We start from the raw sequence: 13506 nt of genomic DNA, 5'->3' as shown, positions 1-13506 counted from the left end.
AATTCTCGCCGGCGCGCATTTTCTGTTCAGGTACCTACTTGCTGGGATCGCAGACCTTCCACGTGCCGTCCTGGCGCTCGAGGTCGAACGTGCGCCACGACTGCTCGCCCGTGCTCGGCAAACTCGCCTGGACCTGAGCGATCGCGGTGTCGTCGGTGATGCGCACCGCGTCGACGGCTCCGACCTGCGGGATCGTCTTCTGCGCGACGGCATTGTCGTGGACCTGCGCGAACGCTGCGTCGGGAATGGTGCGGTAGTACTCGCCCAACGCCCCACAGGTCGACGTTCGCAGCGTTGCCAGATCGCCGGTCTGCAGAGCGTCGACGTACGTCGAGATGGCGGTCTGGACCTGAGCTTCGGGTGAGCTTTCACCGCTACCGCTGTTGGACGAGACGAATACGGCGACGCCGATCGCCGCGAGGACGGCGACGCCGGCCGCTGCTGCCGCGATGTACCAGCCCTTGCCGCTGCGCTTGGTCTTCTCCGGCGCGGCGGGCTCGATGCGAGTCGGCATCGGCTGAGCCGGCGGTGGGGTCGCTGCGACACCCACACGTTGAGGCGCGGCGCGCTGCTGCGGTTGAGGCGCAGCGCGCTGCGGTGGTGGTGGGGTCGGAGCCTGCCGGGGTGGTGGTGTCGGCTGCGTGGCTTTCGGAATCGCGACGGTGGCGGGCTCCGGCTTGGGCTGGGGTGTCGGTGCTGCTGTGGGTGCCTGAGTTGCCTTGGGGATCGCGACGGTTGGTGCGCTGGCAGCTTTGGCGTCGCCGTCCGCTTTCGAGGCCTTGTCTGTCTTCTGGATCGCCACAGTCGCAGGTTCGGTCGGGGCCGACTTCTCGGGCGCACCCTTCGGTGCTGCGCTCTTTTTCGAGTTGTCGTCTTTCGAGTCCGGCACGGGTAACCCTTCGGTCTTATGCAGCAATGACCATGTCAGGGTAACGACCGGTATGTAGCCTGCATAACTCCGACCGTCGGCGAGGCGGTCCTGTGGCAGAAAGGCGTAGCGGGCACAATGAGCGCATGACCCAATTCGGTGACCTGCTCGGACCCAAGCCCACTCTGCTTCCCGGCGACGACGACGCGGAATCGGCACTGCTCAACCACGCTGATCCGGCCCAGGTGGCGGCCGACCACCCCACTGCCTCCATTGCGTGGGCCTACCTGGCCGAGGCTGCCCTGGACAAGGGCGAAACCATCACGGCCTACGCCTACGCGCGTACCGGATACCACCGCGGACTCGACCAACTGCGTCGCAACGGTTGGAAGGGTTTCGGTCCCGTGCCGTACAGCCATGAACCGAACCGTGGTTTCCTGCGTTGCGTCGCAGTCCTGGCCAAGGCCGCGAAGACGATCGGTGAAGCCGACGAGTATGCGCGTTGCCTCGATCTGCTCGAAGACTGCGATCCCAACGCCGCCGAAGCGCTTGGCCTCGGTTAGCAGTTTCCGTCCGAGCCGGGCCGGCATCAAGGACCGGGCTCGCAAATCGGTGCGTCGGCTTCAGACGTCGGCGCTACCGATCATTCAATGCGCCTTGGCGGCCGGATTGGCGTGGTGGGTTGCCACCACGGTGATCGGGCACCACGCGCCGTTCTTCGCGCCGATTGCCGCTGTGGTCTCGCTCGGTCTGTCGTTGGGTGCACGACTACGACGCTCGTTCGAGTTGGTTGCGGGAGTCACGGTCGGTATCGGAATCGGTGATCTGATCATCTCCGGTATCGGGAGTGGACCGTGGCAGATCAGTTTGGTTGTCGTGCTGGCGATGTCCGTCGCGGTGCTTCTCAACAGCGGGCCGATCTTCTCCATGCAGGCGGGAAACTCGGCTGTGCTGGTGGCGACGCTGATCCCGCCGGGCGGCAGCGGCGGTCCCGATCGCATGATCGATGCCCTTGTCGGTGGTCTGGTGGGTATCGCGGTGGTCGCGATCATCCCCACCCACCCGGTACGACGGGCGCGCAAGGATGCTGCATCGATCCTCGGAACCGCTTCCGAGGTACTGCAATTGGTGGCAGACGGCCTCGTCGCGAATGACCCGGACCCGATCGTGAAGGCACTGCAGAAGGCGCGCGCAACTCAGGGTGCCATCGACGGGTTGCGCAGTAACCTTCTCGGCGGGAGGGAGATCAGCCGAATCTCCCCGCTGTACTGGAACAGTCGGCCTCGCCTCGAAAGGCTCATGGCGACAGCCGATCCCATCGACAACGCGATGCGCAACATTCGAGTGCTCGCGCGTCGTTCGTTGACGTTGGTCAGGGACGACGAGATCCTCGATCCGCGCCTGGTGGCTCAGGTCGAGCGCTTGTCGAAAGCCGTCGAAGTTCTCGAGGACATGATCCTGGCGGAGCCGGGGGAGCAGCCTGATCAGGCCGAAGCAGCGCGCGTCCTGCGCTCGGTCGCGAAGGAACTGAAACCGGCGATAGTGGAGAATGCGGGCTTGTCCTCGACGGTGGTGTTCGCCCAGATTCGATCGCTGGTCGTCGACCTGTTGCAGGTCGCGGGCATGAAGCGAATCTCGTCGATCGCAACTCTGCCGCCCACCGTGCCTCATCCCGCCTACGAGCCGGATCACTGACCTCTGCCGTTTCCCGCTCACTGAGCAACTCATTGTATGTATGCGAATGTATGCATATGCTCTGAGAAGGACTTGGGAGGGAACAGGACAAATGGGAGCAGGGCACGGTCATTCACATGGCCACTCGGCAGCAGATTCGGTCGGCGTAGGACCGTCACCGCAACGCATCAGAAAAATGGCGATCGCGCTTGCGATCCTCGTTGCGTTCCTCGTACTCGAGGCCACGGTCGGCATCCTGATCAACTCGTTGGCTCTGCTTGCCGACGCCGGTCACATGCTCACAGACGTGGTGGGTATGGCCATGGGACTGACGGCGCTGCTGCTCGCGAAGAGGGGCAGCACCACCGCTGCCAGGACCTTCGGTTGGCACCGCGCCGAAGTGCTGACCGCCATGGCCAATGCGGTGATGCTGCTGGCCGTCGCCGCCTGGGTCTTCTACGAGGCAATCGGCCGCATCGGTAACGAACCCGAGATCCCGGGCGGCGCCCTGATCATCACGGCGGCCGCCGGCCTGGCCGCGAACATCGTCGTGATGCTGATGCTGCGCGGCGATTCCAAGGACAGCCTGGCCGTGCGTGGTGCCTACCTCGAAGTGCTTGCCGACGCCGTCGGTAGCGTCGGCGTTCTGATCGCCGGTGGCCTTGTCCTGCTGTTCAACTGGACGTGGGCAGACGTCGTCGTCGGTGTTCTCATCTCGCTGTGGGTGGTGCCGCGTGCGATCAAACTGGCCGCAGCATCGCTGCGCATTCTGACGCAGGCGTCGCCGGCCGACGTCGACGTCGAAGCGGTCGAGGCCGACCTGGCGGCGCTGCCGAGCGTGGTGGGTGTTCACGACCTACACGTCTGGACGCTCACCACCGGCATGGATGTCGCGACGGTCCACCTGACCAGTGACGCGAATTCGTCGAACGTTCTGGAATCCGCGCGCACCGTCCTCGAGAGTCACGGTCTTTCCCACGCCACCGTTCAGGTGGAATCGTGCGCCAACGGCGAGCATTGCGAGAAGAACGTCACTTGGTGAAGCGGGTGATCTCCTTGCCCGGCTTCCAGAGATCGACGTACATGTGCTCGTCGTCGACCGTCGTGTGCACCACCTCATCGATGTCGAGCACAAAGAGGTGCAGGGGTTTCGGAACCTCGTAGGTGTAGCTTGCGAGCACGGCTTCGAACTCGTCGCCGGTCACCTCGCGTGCGATTCCGGCGATCTTCGCGTCACCGCCCTCCATGGTGTGCTCGCCGGGATTGCTGTGGAGGGCGTAGCGCCCGTCACGGATGAGATCCTTCGCCTTGAGTGCGCCGAACATCGAACCGAGCACCAGACGCCCGTCGAGGATTTCGACTTCGGTGCCGCTGACCCGTGGTGAGCCGTCCTTGCGCAGCGTTGCGAGGACGTGATGCTTGTGGGCTTTGAACCGCGCTAGGACCGCGTCGGCAAGAGCGGGTACTTCTTCGGAGAACTGCTTCCAGGTGACCATGACGGTCATTGTGCACCCCTATTCCTGACAACTTCTGTCAGTGATTCTCGGTAATGTTCGGTCCATGAGATCCGCGCGGTTACTCCAACTCATGCTGCGTTTGCAGGGGAGTCGCGGCGTCGTCGCCGAGCAGTTGGCCGACGAGTTCGGTGTGTCAGTGCGGACGATCTACCGCGACGTGGCCTCGTTGTCGGCTGCCGGTGTGCCGATCTGGACCGAGAGCGGCCCCGGTGGTGGCATCCGTCTGCTCGACGGATGGCAGTCCAAGTTGTCCGGCATGACGGACGACGAGACGTCCGCACTCATGCTGTTGGGTGTGCCGTCCATCGCTGCAGATCTCGGACGATCAGACGCCGCCGGTTCGGCGGGGGCCAAACTGCTCCGCTCCCTGCCCGGTCCGCTGCGCGAGAGCGCACGGTTGTGGCAGGACCGCATTCTCGTGGACGTTCCGGGTTGGTTCGGCGGCGTCGACGACATCTCTGCGCTTCCGATCGTCACATCCGCTGTGCTGGACTCGCGTCGACTGCGCTTCGCCTATCGCGATCGCGAGCGGACGGTCGAACCGCTGGGTCTGGTCATCAAAGCCGGAATTTGGTATCTCGTGGCAGGTTTGAACGGACGTACGCTCTCGTTCCGGGTCGGCCGCATCAAAAACGCCGTCGTAGAGGATGATTCGTTCGCCCGCCCGGCGGATTTCGACCTGCCGTCGTGGTGGGCAGCGTCGATGGCCGAGTTCGACCGGTCGCTGCTTCGCTTCGAGTGTCGCGTGCGATTGACACCAGAGGGCAGGCGCCGGCTCCCCGATGTGGTGGGCGAGCTTGCCGCTGCAGTCGAAGTGGGGCCAGAGGACAACGACGGATGGGTCAGTGCCGAGCTGAAACTCGAGAGCGAAGCTGTCGCGCTCTCGCAGCTGATCGGGCTGGGAGCCGACGTCGAGGTGCTCGAACCCTCGTCTTTGCGTGAAGGGATACGCACCGTGGCGGAGCAGATGGTGCTCCGCCACGGGCACGACAGCTAAGCCGTCGCAGAACGCTTTGCGAGCATGCGGGTGATACCCAGTTGAGCGGCGACGATAACGGCGCCAACCACCAGGCCCAGTGCTGCCGAGGCAAGTGTGTTGACGATCCACGCCAGCACGCCACCGACTCCAGCGATGTCACTGACTGCTTCTTCGCCGTGATGAACGGCGTCGTAGAGCGGGTGGAAGCCCAGTTCGTCGATGCCGACCAACAGGATGTGGCCACCGACCCACAGCATCGCGGCGGTACCCACGACCGAGAGCACTGACATCACGTGAGGCATGCCGCGAACGAGGCCTCGGCCGACCTTGTGGGTGAAGCCAGACGACGTCTCGGCGATCTTCAATCCGATGTCGTCCATCTTCACGATCAGTCCGACGACGCCGTAGACGACCACGGTGATGACGACCGCCACGACGGCAAGGATCACCAATCGGCTCCAGAAGCCTTCGCCTGCGATGGTGTTGAGTGCGATCACCATGATCTCGGCGGACAGGATCAGGTCGGTGCGGACGGCGCCCGAAACCACTGCTTCTTCGTCGCGAGGATGCTCGTCAGCGGCCTCGTGGTGGTCACCGTGGCCGAAGATTGCACCCCAGATCTTGTGAACCGCTTCGTAGCTGAGGTAACAGCCGCCGACCATCAACAGTGGCGTCAGCAGCCAGGGGAGGAACTGACTCAGCAGCAGAGCGATCGGAAGGATGATCAGCAGCTTGTTGCGCAGCGATCCGATGGCGATGCGCTTGATGATGGGCAACTCGCGTTCGGCTGCGAGCCCACGGACGTACTGCGGCGTGACGGCTGCGTCGTCGATCACCACGCCGGCCGCTTTGGCGGTCGCCTTACCGGTTGCGGCGGCAACGTCGTCGATCGAGGCGGCAGCCATGCGAGCCAGGGCTGCGACGTCGTCGAGCAGGGCGAAGAGTCCGCCGGCCATCACAGACCTCCAGTGGAATCAGTGGAAAAAGGTGGCCGGACCGAACCGGTGACGCAGTTACTTGATCGCACGAGGTCTCTATCCATGATCGTCGTAGGTGAGGTCAGGGTCACCTGGAACGATACCGGGGGCATCCGTCAGGGACGACCTCGCGAGGTCGGTTGCCCTTCGTCACGAAAGGTCTTCCCGACCCGGTGCTCGCGTGTAAGACTGCACAGAAGATCGATCGAAACGGGGCACTATGCGTGAACCAGACACTGCACAGGTCGCCAAGACTTTCGACGCAATGGCGGCGCACTACGACCGACAGATCGGGCGCTTCGAACGCTTTGTGCTCGGTGACGCCCGGAAATGGGCCGTGGACCAGGCGCATGGCCGCGTGGTCGAGATCGCCGTGGGTACCGGACTGAACCTGCCTCTCTACGGAGACGACGTCGATTACGTCATCGGCGTGGACATCTCGACTGCGATGCTCGATCAGGCCAGGCTCAAGGTCTCCGAAGGAGTGAAGACCGAAGTCGACCTACGACTCGGAGACGTGCAAGCACTCGATGTTCCCGACGAGTGCGTGGACACGTTGGTCTCGACCTACGCCTTTTGCACGATCCCCGATCCGGACCGAGTTGCGAACGAAGCATTTCGAGTCCTGGTACCCGGTGGTCGATTCGTCCTCGCCGAGCACGGACCGAGCAAGAACGTTGTTGCTCGTACGTTGATGAAGGTCGTCGAACCGCTTTTTGTTCGGTTCGGTGCCGATCATCTCACCCGTGAACCGGTTGAATACCTCGAAAACGCCGGTTTCCTGATCGACGAGGTGCAGCGCAGCGGCCGGGGCGGAATCGTGTTTCGGGTCGTTGCGCGCAAGCCGGATCCCGAATGGACGGCACTCGGTCACTGATGTCGGAATGCCGTCCATCGGGGATCGCTCAGCCCAGGCGCTCCAGGATGGTCGCGTTTGCCAACCCACCTGCCTCGCACATGGTCTGGAGTCCGTAGCGCGCGCCGCGCTGCTCCATCGCGTTGACCAGGGTGGTCATGATCCGCGTTCCGCTGCCGCCCAGTGGGTGGCCGAGCGCGATGGCGCCGCCGTGGACGTTGACCTTGGACAGGTCGACGCCGGTGTCCGCTGCCCACGACAGGATGACGGGGGCAAAGGCCTCGTTGACCTCGAACAGATCGATGTCCGAGACCGTCAACCCCGCACGGGCCAGGACCTTCTGCGTAGCCGGGATGACCGCGGTGAGCATGTAGAGCGGATCGTCGCCGGCAACTGCGAAGCTGTGCAATCGTGCCTTCGGGGTGAGGCCGAGTTTCGCGGCGATCTCACTGGTCGTGATCATCACCGCCGAACTGCCGTCCGAAAGCGGGCTGCTGTTGCCCGCGGTGATGGACCAGTCGATCTGTGGGAATCGCTGTGCGTAGTAGTCGGATTCGAAGGCGGTCCGTAGGCCGGCCAGGGTCTCGACCGTGGTGCCGGGGCGGATGGCCTCGTCGACCGACAGCTGCGGGAGCGTGGCGAGTTCCTTGGTGAAGTAACCACTCTCGCTTGCCAGCGCGGCTTTCCGATGACTCGACGCCGAGAACTCGTCGAGTTGGGTGCGGCTCAGTCCCCACTTGGCGGCGATCAATTCGGCGCTGATGCCCTGCGGTACCAGACCGTCCGGATAGCGCTCTTCGAAACCCACGCCGAGTGATTCGCGCCCGATGCTGCTCGAGCCCATAGGGACTCGGCTCATCGACTCGACTCCGGCAGCGACAACGATGTCGTACGCACCGGCAATGACGCCCTGAGCGGCAAAATGAACTGCTTGTTGGCTACTTCCACACTGTCGGTCGACGGTGGTTCCCGGTACCGACTCAGGGTAGCCTGCGGCGAGAAGGGCAGTGCGAGTGACATTCTGGCTCTGTTCACCGACTTGGCTTACCGCTCCACCGATGACGTCGTCGATCAATGCTGCATCGATTCCAGTGCGTTCGACTACCGCCTTGAGGCTGTGGGCGAGGAGGTCGACGGCGTTGATGCCGTGCAGGGCGCCGTTCGCCTTTCCCTTGCCGATCGGAGTGCGAACGGCTTCGACGATAACTGCGTCTCTCATGACAAATTCCTTTCAGGGATGGCGGATTCAGCAGGGACAACCGGGGTGGGTGTGGTCGCAGGCGTCATTCCCAGTGATGCCAGGGCAGACACAAGCGCGACGCCAAAGATCACCCACCAGGCCTGGCGGAAGGTGTCGTAGTCGACAGCAGAGCCGAGAACCGCGATCAGAACGCTCACGCCGAGAACGGTTCCGATCTGTCGGCTCATGCTGACGATTGCGCTACCGGTGGCCGATCTGGCAGGTGCCAGATCCGCCGTGGCCTGCGACAGAATGGTCGGCAGGGCAAGGCCGACACCGATCCCGGCGATGATCCAGCCTGGTAGGAGTCCGGTCGCGTAGTTGGGCGTCGTATCAACCGAGACGAGAACGAGTACGGTTCCGACTGCCCACAGAAGGCTGCCGAGTGCGGCGACGCGTCCCGCCGAGTACCTGCGCGTCAGCGATCCGCCGGCGATGGCGAACAGCGGAACGAGAAGCGGACCCGGTGAGACGGCGAAACCGGTTCGCAGAGCGGAGTATCCCCAGGCTTCCTGGAGCCACAGGATGTTCGAGAGAAGACCCGCGGCGAATGCTGCGCTGAACAGGATGGCGGTGACGTTGGACCAGGCAAACGAGCGGATCTTCAGAAGATCCGGAGCAATCAACGGAGTCCGGTGACGAGAGTTGCTCCACCAGAACGAGAGTAGTGTCACGGCAGCCACGGCGAAGGCGATCAGAACGCGATTGTCGGTCCATCCCCAGTCCGGACCCTGGACGAGTGCCAGGGCGAGAGAGCCGATTCCGACGGTGAGGAGGGCAGCGCCGACGAAGTCGATACCGGCATCGGGATCCTTGTGTGTTGTATCCGGTACGAGTCGGACTGCGAAGTAGAGCAACACGATGCCCACTGGAACATTGATCAGGAAGACCCAGCGCCACGAGGCCTCTACGAGGATGCCGCCCACGACAGGGCCGAATGCAGCTGCTGCAGCGCCGGCGGCTGCCCAGATGCGAACGCCGGATTGACGTTTCGCGGCGGGAAGCGCATTGATCAGAAGCCCGAGGCTGGCCGGGGTGAGCGCTGCGGCGCCGACTGCCTGGACGATACGGAAGACCACCAGTGCCCACAAGGACGGGCTGAAGGCACAGGCGGCGCTGGCGAGGGTGAACAGTGCGAGGCCGGCGATGAAGGCGCGCTTGTGCCCGATCCTGTCCGCCCAGCGTCCGAGGGGTATCAACAGTGCGGCGTAGACGATCGCGTAGCTGTTGAGGATCCAACTGAACTCGCCGAGCGAGTGACCCGGGTAGCTCTTGGCGATGTCGCCGAAGGCCACGTTGACCACAAAAAGATCGAGGCTGGCGACAAACGGCGCCCCCGACAGTATCGCGAGCAGGGGTCCGATCCGCACCGGCTGGCTATGAAGTTCCATAGTCAGCAATCTAGACTCTGGCTATGGTTATGGCAAGCCAGGGGGTATGGTGAAATGCATGGACGCTGTACGACTGACCGGAGTGCTCGAAGATCGCGACGCCTGGCGGGCCACGCACTGTTCGATCGGGCGGGCCATGGAAGTGGTCGGCACTCGATCCGCGATGCTCATTCTGCGAGAGGCCTATTACGGCACAACGCGTTTCGACGACTTCGCGTCGCGAGTCGGCATCACCGAGGCGGTTGCGTCGGCGAGGCTGAAAGAACTCACTGAGGCGGGACTGTTCGAGCGTGTGCCGTACAAGGAGCCTGGAAAGCGGACGCGGCACGAGTACGTGCTCACCGAGAAGGGCCGTGACCTGCTGCCGGCGGTTCTCGCGCTGATGCAGTGGGGCGACAAGTATCTGCACGGCGGAAAAGGTGGACCGTTGGAGGTGGCCGACGACGCTACTGGTGAGCGCGTTCGCGTCGAGGTGCGCAGTGAGTCGGGTCGTGAAGTGCCTTTGGGGGAGTTGCGAGTCTCTGTCAACGAATCGCGTCGGCGGTTGCGCGAATAGCGATGCATCTCAACAGCTCTCGAGTGTAGGTCTTCTTGAAGTTGTCCGGTTTGTCTCTGGTTATCGAAAGTATGTTCGATTAAACTTTGAGCATGGACAGTCGGGAAGCATGGCAACTGGATAGCGAGGACCTCAAGGGTGAGGTTCTGGATCTGGTGCGCGCCCGACACGAGTTGCAGTCGCGGATGGTGTTGCTGATCGTGGAGATGTTTTCCCGGGACGTTCTCGGTGGAAAGGGTTTTCGGGCGATCGCTCAGTGGTTGCATGGTTCGACGAATTTGAAGATCGGTGAGTGCAGTCTGCTGGTCGGGTTGGCGCGGTTGTTGATGCTCGAACCTGTTGTCGCGGATGCGTTCCACCGCGGGGATGTTGATGCGTTGAAAGCGCGGCAGGTGGCGTCGTTTTGTCAGCATCCACCGAAGAACATGACGCCGGCGGATGTGGACAAGGCTCGCGGGATTTTGTTGTCGTTGGCGTCGAAGAACATTGCGGATTGTGATGCGGTGCGGGCGGCGATCCGGCGGATCGAGAAGCAGTACGGCAAGCGTGAGGACGGGGTTCCGGTGGGTGAGGATTCGGAGCGTAACGAGTTCTATGCCTCGAAAGGCTTGTACGGGCGCGTGTGGGTGAAGGGTGATTTGGATGCGGTGAACGGGGCGCGTCTGATCACGTTGTTGTCGAGTCTGTCTGCGCCGATACCGGAGAAGGACGGTGTGAAGGACACCCGTACGCCGGCGCTGCGGCGGGCGGACGGGTTCTGCGAACTACTGCGGCGGTACGAGCGGGCGGGGTTGGGTCCGATCGAAGGCGGGGTGAAACCGCACATCACGGTGACTGCGTCCGCGAAAGACATGACGGATCTGCAGGCTTTGAAAGACCTCCTGCCGTCGACGGAGGAACTCGGGTTTGCGTGGGCGGATTGGGTGGGTCCGATCAGTATCGATACTGCCCGGATGTTGGCGTGCGACTGCACGGTCACCCGGATCTTGTTGGATGAGAGTGGTGTTCCGCTCGACTGCGGTAAGGAAGCGAGAACGGCGACGGTGCCGCAGCGGCGGGCGTTGGCGGTTCGGGATGGTGGGTGTGCGTTTCCGGGGTGCGGGACTCCGTCGGGGTGGTGCGATGCCCATCATATTGTTCACTGGAACGATGGTGGCCCAACGGATCTCGATAATCTGATTCTGTTGTGCGGTCATCATCATCGGACGCTGCATCACACGGAGTGGCGGGTGGAGATCGGTCCGGATCGGAAGACGGTGTTCTATCCGCCGATGTCGGTGGATCCGTATCAGCATCCGATCGGCGGGAACAGCCCACCCACAGCGGCGTGAATCGCGACAACTGAAGACGTGAGCACCGGGGCACCTCTACGCCCCGGTGCTCGAGCTCGCGTTTGGGAGTCCCCGCGTTTGGGAGTTTTGTGGCAGGGCGTCAGCTCAGTGACTTCTTGAACCCGACATGGGAGGCCACAAATCCGAGTCGCTCGTAGAAGTCGTGAGCTTCCTTGCGAGTTTGATCCGAAGTGAGCTGCGCCAGAAACGCGCCGCGCCGGGCACCTTCTTCGCAGGCCCATCGGATCATCGAACTGCCGATGCCTTTACTTCGGTAGTCCTCGTGGACGCGAACAGCTTCGATCTGCAGTCGCGTGGCACCCATCCGGCTCATACCCGGAATGAAGGTCAATTGCATTGTGCCGATTACCGCGTCGCCGACCAGAACGGTGACGAGAAGTTGAGCCGGATCCTCGTCGATTCGCTTGAACGCGTCCTCGTAGATCGTTCGGGCTTCGGGGTTGGTCGTCTCCCGGGTGCTGCCGATCGGGTCGTCGGCGAGCAAGTCGATCAGTGCCTCCACGTGTCGAATCTCGGCCCGCGTGAGGGTGTACTCCACTCCGCCGGACTGAAATGACGTCGCAATCATCGATGCTCCCCTGAAGAAGAATGAATGTCTGAAATGTCAGACTCTCACGAGTCTCCTCCAGCGCACTCGATCACGTCCAAAAACGCATGAGGGCGTTACCGAGCATGGCGTAGTAGTCGGACACACCGCTCAATTCGAAGATCCAGTAGATCGCGTCGAAGAAGACGACATTGATCTGTGGGACGAACAGGAGCGCAACCAGCAGGAGCAGTCCGTACGGCTTGAACTGGTCGAGTTGGTGCCGTGTATTGGGTGCGAGGTAGGGCTCCAGCGCGTTGTAACCGTCCAGACCCGGGACTGGGAGCAGGTTCAAAACTGTTGCCATGACCTGCAAGAAAGCCAGGAAACTGAGGCCGGCCCAGAACGTCAGATTCTCGGCCGATGAGCCGTACGTACGTATGACGACGAGGAGGATCACGGCGGCGACGGCATTCGTGAACGGACCGGCGAGCGATATTCGGGCCTGCACCTTGGGCGGGAACATCCCGGTGCGCAGGTACACGGCGCCGCCGGGAAGCCCGATGCCGCCCAATGCGATGAACAGCACCGGCAGACCGATCGAGAGCATCGGATGGCTGTACTTGAGCGGGTTGAGCGTCAGGTAGCCACGAGCCTCGACGTCGGTGTCTCCATGACGCCACGCCAGATAGGCATGCGCGAATTCGTGCAAGCAGAGCGTGACCACCCAGCCGGCAACCACGAGGACAAAAACACCCGCGCGGCCCGCGATGGAACCCCACGTCGAGTTCCAAGCGACGATTCCGGCGATGACAGTGATCGCAACTACGCCGAGGAAGACAGGGCTCGGCCGAACCGCCGACCGTGCTGCTCCGGTTCTCACCTGACCAACAACCAAGTCTTGTCGTGCCGGTAGAAGGTCGAACGCTTGAGATCGCGTGGGTTGGCCACCCCGTCGCGAACCAGTCGCGCTGCCGGCGAGCCCAGTTGAATGGCTCGGCCTTCCAGCCAGCGTCGCCCGCTCCAGCGGCTCTTGCGGTCGACTGATGCCTTGATCCCGGGGAGCTTGGGGCTCGGCACTATCCGGATGCCGGGGACTGTGCCGGAGAACAGCTTGTTGTCGTCGACGTAGGCCTCGCCGATCAGTTCGTCTGCATCCGCCGGACCCGTGACAGTTGCTGCGCCTACCAGCGCGATTCCAGCGTCGTCGCGAATGAGCGGCACGGTGTGGACTGTGCCTTTCAAGGCCGCGCGCGCAGCTCTTGCACCGGTCGCGAGTTTGTACGCGTCGGTTGCGTCGGACCTGTTCTCGGTGACGTAGGCGAGTTCGACGTTGAGTCGCTCCAATCGCATCAACCGCGTCAATGCCGCGGCAAACGCGCCGTCGTTACCCACGACGATCAAGCGAGGTTCCGTGACGACCTGCAGTTGGGACAGGGCCTCGTCGAAGTCTTGCTTCTCCGGAAGTTCAGGGACGGTGAACGACGTGAGTTCACCCAGGGGGAGTGGAACCGGCGAATCGCCACATTTGAGCACCACAGGGGTCAAAGCCACTCCTAGCTCGATCAAG

The 13506-nt window shown here is 62.9% G+C and carries 15 protein-coding genes; 7 read left to right on the top strand and 8 right to left on the bottom strand.

Translation table 11 applies throughout. The features are described 5' to 3' along the window. Positions 1–34: 34 nt before the first annotated feature. A complete protein-coding gene (locus M1L53_RS20765; protein ID WP_054187137.1) occupies positions 35–889 on the bottom strand; it encodes a nuclear transport factor 2 family protein in 855 nt (284 codons plus the stop codon). A gap of 125 nt (positions 890–1014) precedes the next feature. Between M1L53_RS20765 and M1L53_RS20760 the strand changes: the two genes are divergently transcribed. From M1L53_RS20760 to M1L53_RS20750, 3 genes are all read left to right on the top strand, one after another. After that, positions 1015–1431: a DUF3151 domain-containing protein gene (locus M1L53_RS20760; RefSeq protein WP_042452165.1), complete on the top strand. Its 417-nt coding sequence runs from the start codon at positions 1015–1017 to the stop codon at positions 1429–1431. Further along, positions 1418–2563: an aromatic acid exporter family protein gene (locus M1L53_RS20755; RefSeq protein WP_003944297.1), complete on the top strand. Its 1146-nt coding sequence runs from the start codon at positions 1418–1420 to the stop codon at positions 2561–2563. Before M1L53_RS20760 ends, M1L53_RS20755 begins: the two co-directional genes overlap by 14 nt. A gap of 91 nt (positions 2564–2654) precedes the next feature. Then, the gene (locus M1L53_RS20750) at positions 2655–3584 is read left to right on the top strand and encodes a cation diffusion facilitator family transporter (RefSeq protein WP_054187138.1); all 930 of its coding nucleotides are present in this window, start codon (positions 2655–2657) and stop codon (positions 3582–3584) included. Here the strand turns inward: M1L53_RS20750 and M1L53_RS20745 are convergent. Beyond that, complete coding sequence (locus tag M1L53_RS20745; RefSeq protein WP_054187145.1) at positions 3574–4038, bottom strand: pyridoxamine 5'-phosphate oxidase family protein; 465 nt, start codon at positions 4036–4038, stop codon at positions 3574–3576. The genes M1L53_RS20750 and M1L53_RS20745 overlap by 11 nt on opposite strands. 64 nt (positions 4039–4102) lie before the next feature. Here M1L53_RS20745 and M1L53_RS20740 point away from each other — a divergent pair, with 64 nt between their 5' ends. Further along, the gene (locus tag M1L53_RS20740; protein ID WP_054187139.1) at positions 4103–5056 is read left to right on the top strand and encodes a YafY family protein; all 954 of its coding nucleotides are present in this window, start codon (positions 4103–4105) and stop codon (positions 5054–5056) included. Here M1L53_RS20740 and M1L53_RS20735 read toward each other — a convergent pair. Beyond that, entirely contained in the window at positions 5053–5994 is a 942-nt protein-coding gene (locus M1L53_RS20735) for a DUF808 domain-containing protein (RefSeq protein ID WP_007726787.1), read from the bottom strand. The genes M1L53_RS20740 and M1L53_RS20735 overlap by 4 nt on opposite strands. A gap of 241 nt (positions 5995–6235) precedes the next feature. Here M1L53_RS20735 and M1L53_RS20730 point away from each other — a divergent pair, with 241 nt between their 5' ends. After that, a complete protein-coding gene (locus M1L53_RS20730) occupies positions 6236–6892 on the top strand; it encodes a class I SAM-dependent methyltransferase (protein ID WP_042452162.1) in 657 nt (218 codons plus the stop codon). Between the two features lie 28 nt (positions 6893–6920). On the opposite strand, the gene M1L53_RS20725 is transcribed toward M1L53_RS20730, so the two are convergent. Then, positions 6921–8090: a thiolase family protein gene (locus M1L53_RS20725; RefSeq protein ID WP_054187140.1), complete on the bottom strand. Its 1170-nt coding sequence runs from the start codon at positions 8088–8090 to the stop codon at positions 6921–6923. Further along, positions 8087–9502 (bottom strand): MFS transporter, encoded by a 1416-nt coding sequence (locus M1L53_RS20720; RefSeq protein ID WP_054187141.1) that lies wholly within the window; start codon positions 9500–9502, stop codon positions 8087–8089. Before M1L53_RS20720 ends, M1L53_RS20725 begins: the two co-directional genes overlap by 4 nt. Before the next feature lie 58 nt (positions 9503–9560). Between M1L53_RS20720 and M1L53_RS20715 the strand changes: the two genes are divergently transcribed. Together M1L53_RS20715 and M1L53_RS20710 are read left to right on the top strand one after the other, a co-directional pair. Further along, positions 9561–10058, top strand: coding sequence for a helix-turn-helix domain-containing protein (locus tag M1L53_RS20715; RefSeq protein ID WP_003944415.1), 498 nt, complete (start codon positions 9561–9563; stop codon positions 10056–10058). 92 nt (positions 10059–10150) lie between these two features. Further along, positions 10151–11389, top strand: a complete 1239-nt coding sequence (locus tag M1L53_RS20710) for an HNH endonuclease signature motif containing protein (protein ID WP_256520474.1) — start codon at positions 10151–10153, stop codon at positions 11387–11389. Positions 11390–11489: 100 nt separating this feature from the next. Here the strand turns inward: M1L53_RS20710 and M1L53_RS20705 are convergent, their stop codons facing one another. The 3 genes from M1L53_RS20705 to M1L53_RS20695 all read right to left on the bottom strand — a co-directional run bounded on the left by M1L53_RS20705 (position 11490) and on the right by M1L53_RS20695 (position 13490). Then, on the bottom strand, positions 11490–11978 hold the full coding sequence (locus M1L53_RS20705) for a GNAT family N-acetyltransferase (RefSeq protein ID WP_007726792.1): 489 nt from the start codon (positions 11976–11978) through the stop codon (positions 11490–11492). A gap of 70 nt (positions 11979–12048) precedes the next feature. After that, positions 12049–12819 carry a site-2 protease family protein gene (locus tag M1L53_RS20700; RefSeq protein WP_054186912.1) on the bottom strand — a complete coding sequence of 257 codons (771 nt, stop codon included), beginning with the start codon at positions 12817–12819 and terminating at the stop codon, positions 12049–12051. Further along, positions 12816–13490, bottom strand: a complete 675-nt coding sequence (locus M1L53_RS20695; RefSeq protein ID WP_080726714.1) for a hypothetical protein — start codon at positions 13488–13490, stop codon at positions 12816–12818. The genes M1L53_RS20700 and M1L53_RS20695 overlap by 4 nt, the downstream gene beginning before the upstream one ends. Between the last annotated feature and the right edge of the window lie 16 nt (positions 13491–13506).

The sequence above is a fragment of the Rhodococcus sp. T9N genome (assembly GCF_024436645.1).
Classification (GTDB): Bacteria; Actinomycetota; Actinomycetes; order Mycobacteriales; family Mycobacteriaceae; genus Rhodococcus_F; species Rhodococcus_F qingshengii.
This window is presented reverse-complemented; position numbering and strand designations above follow the sequence as displayed.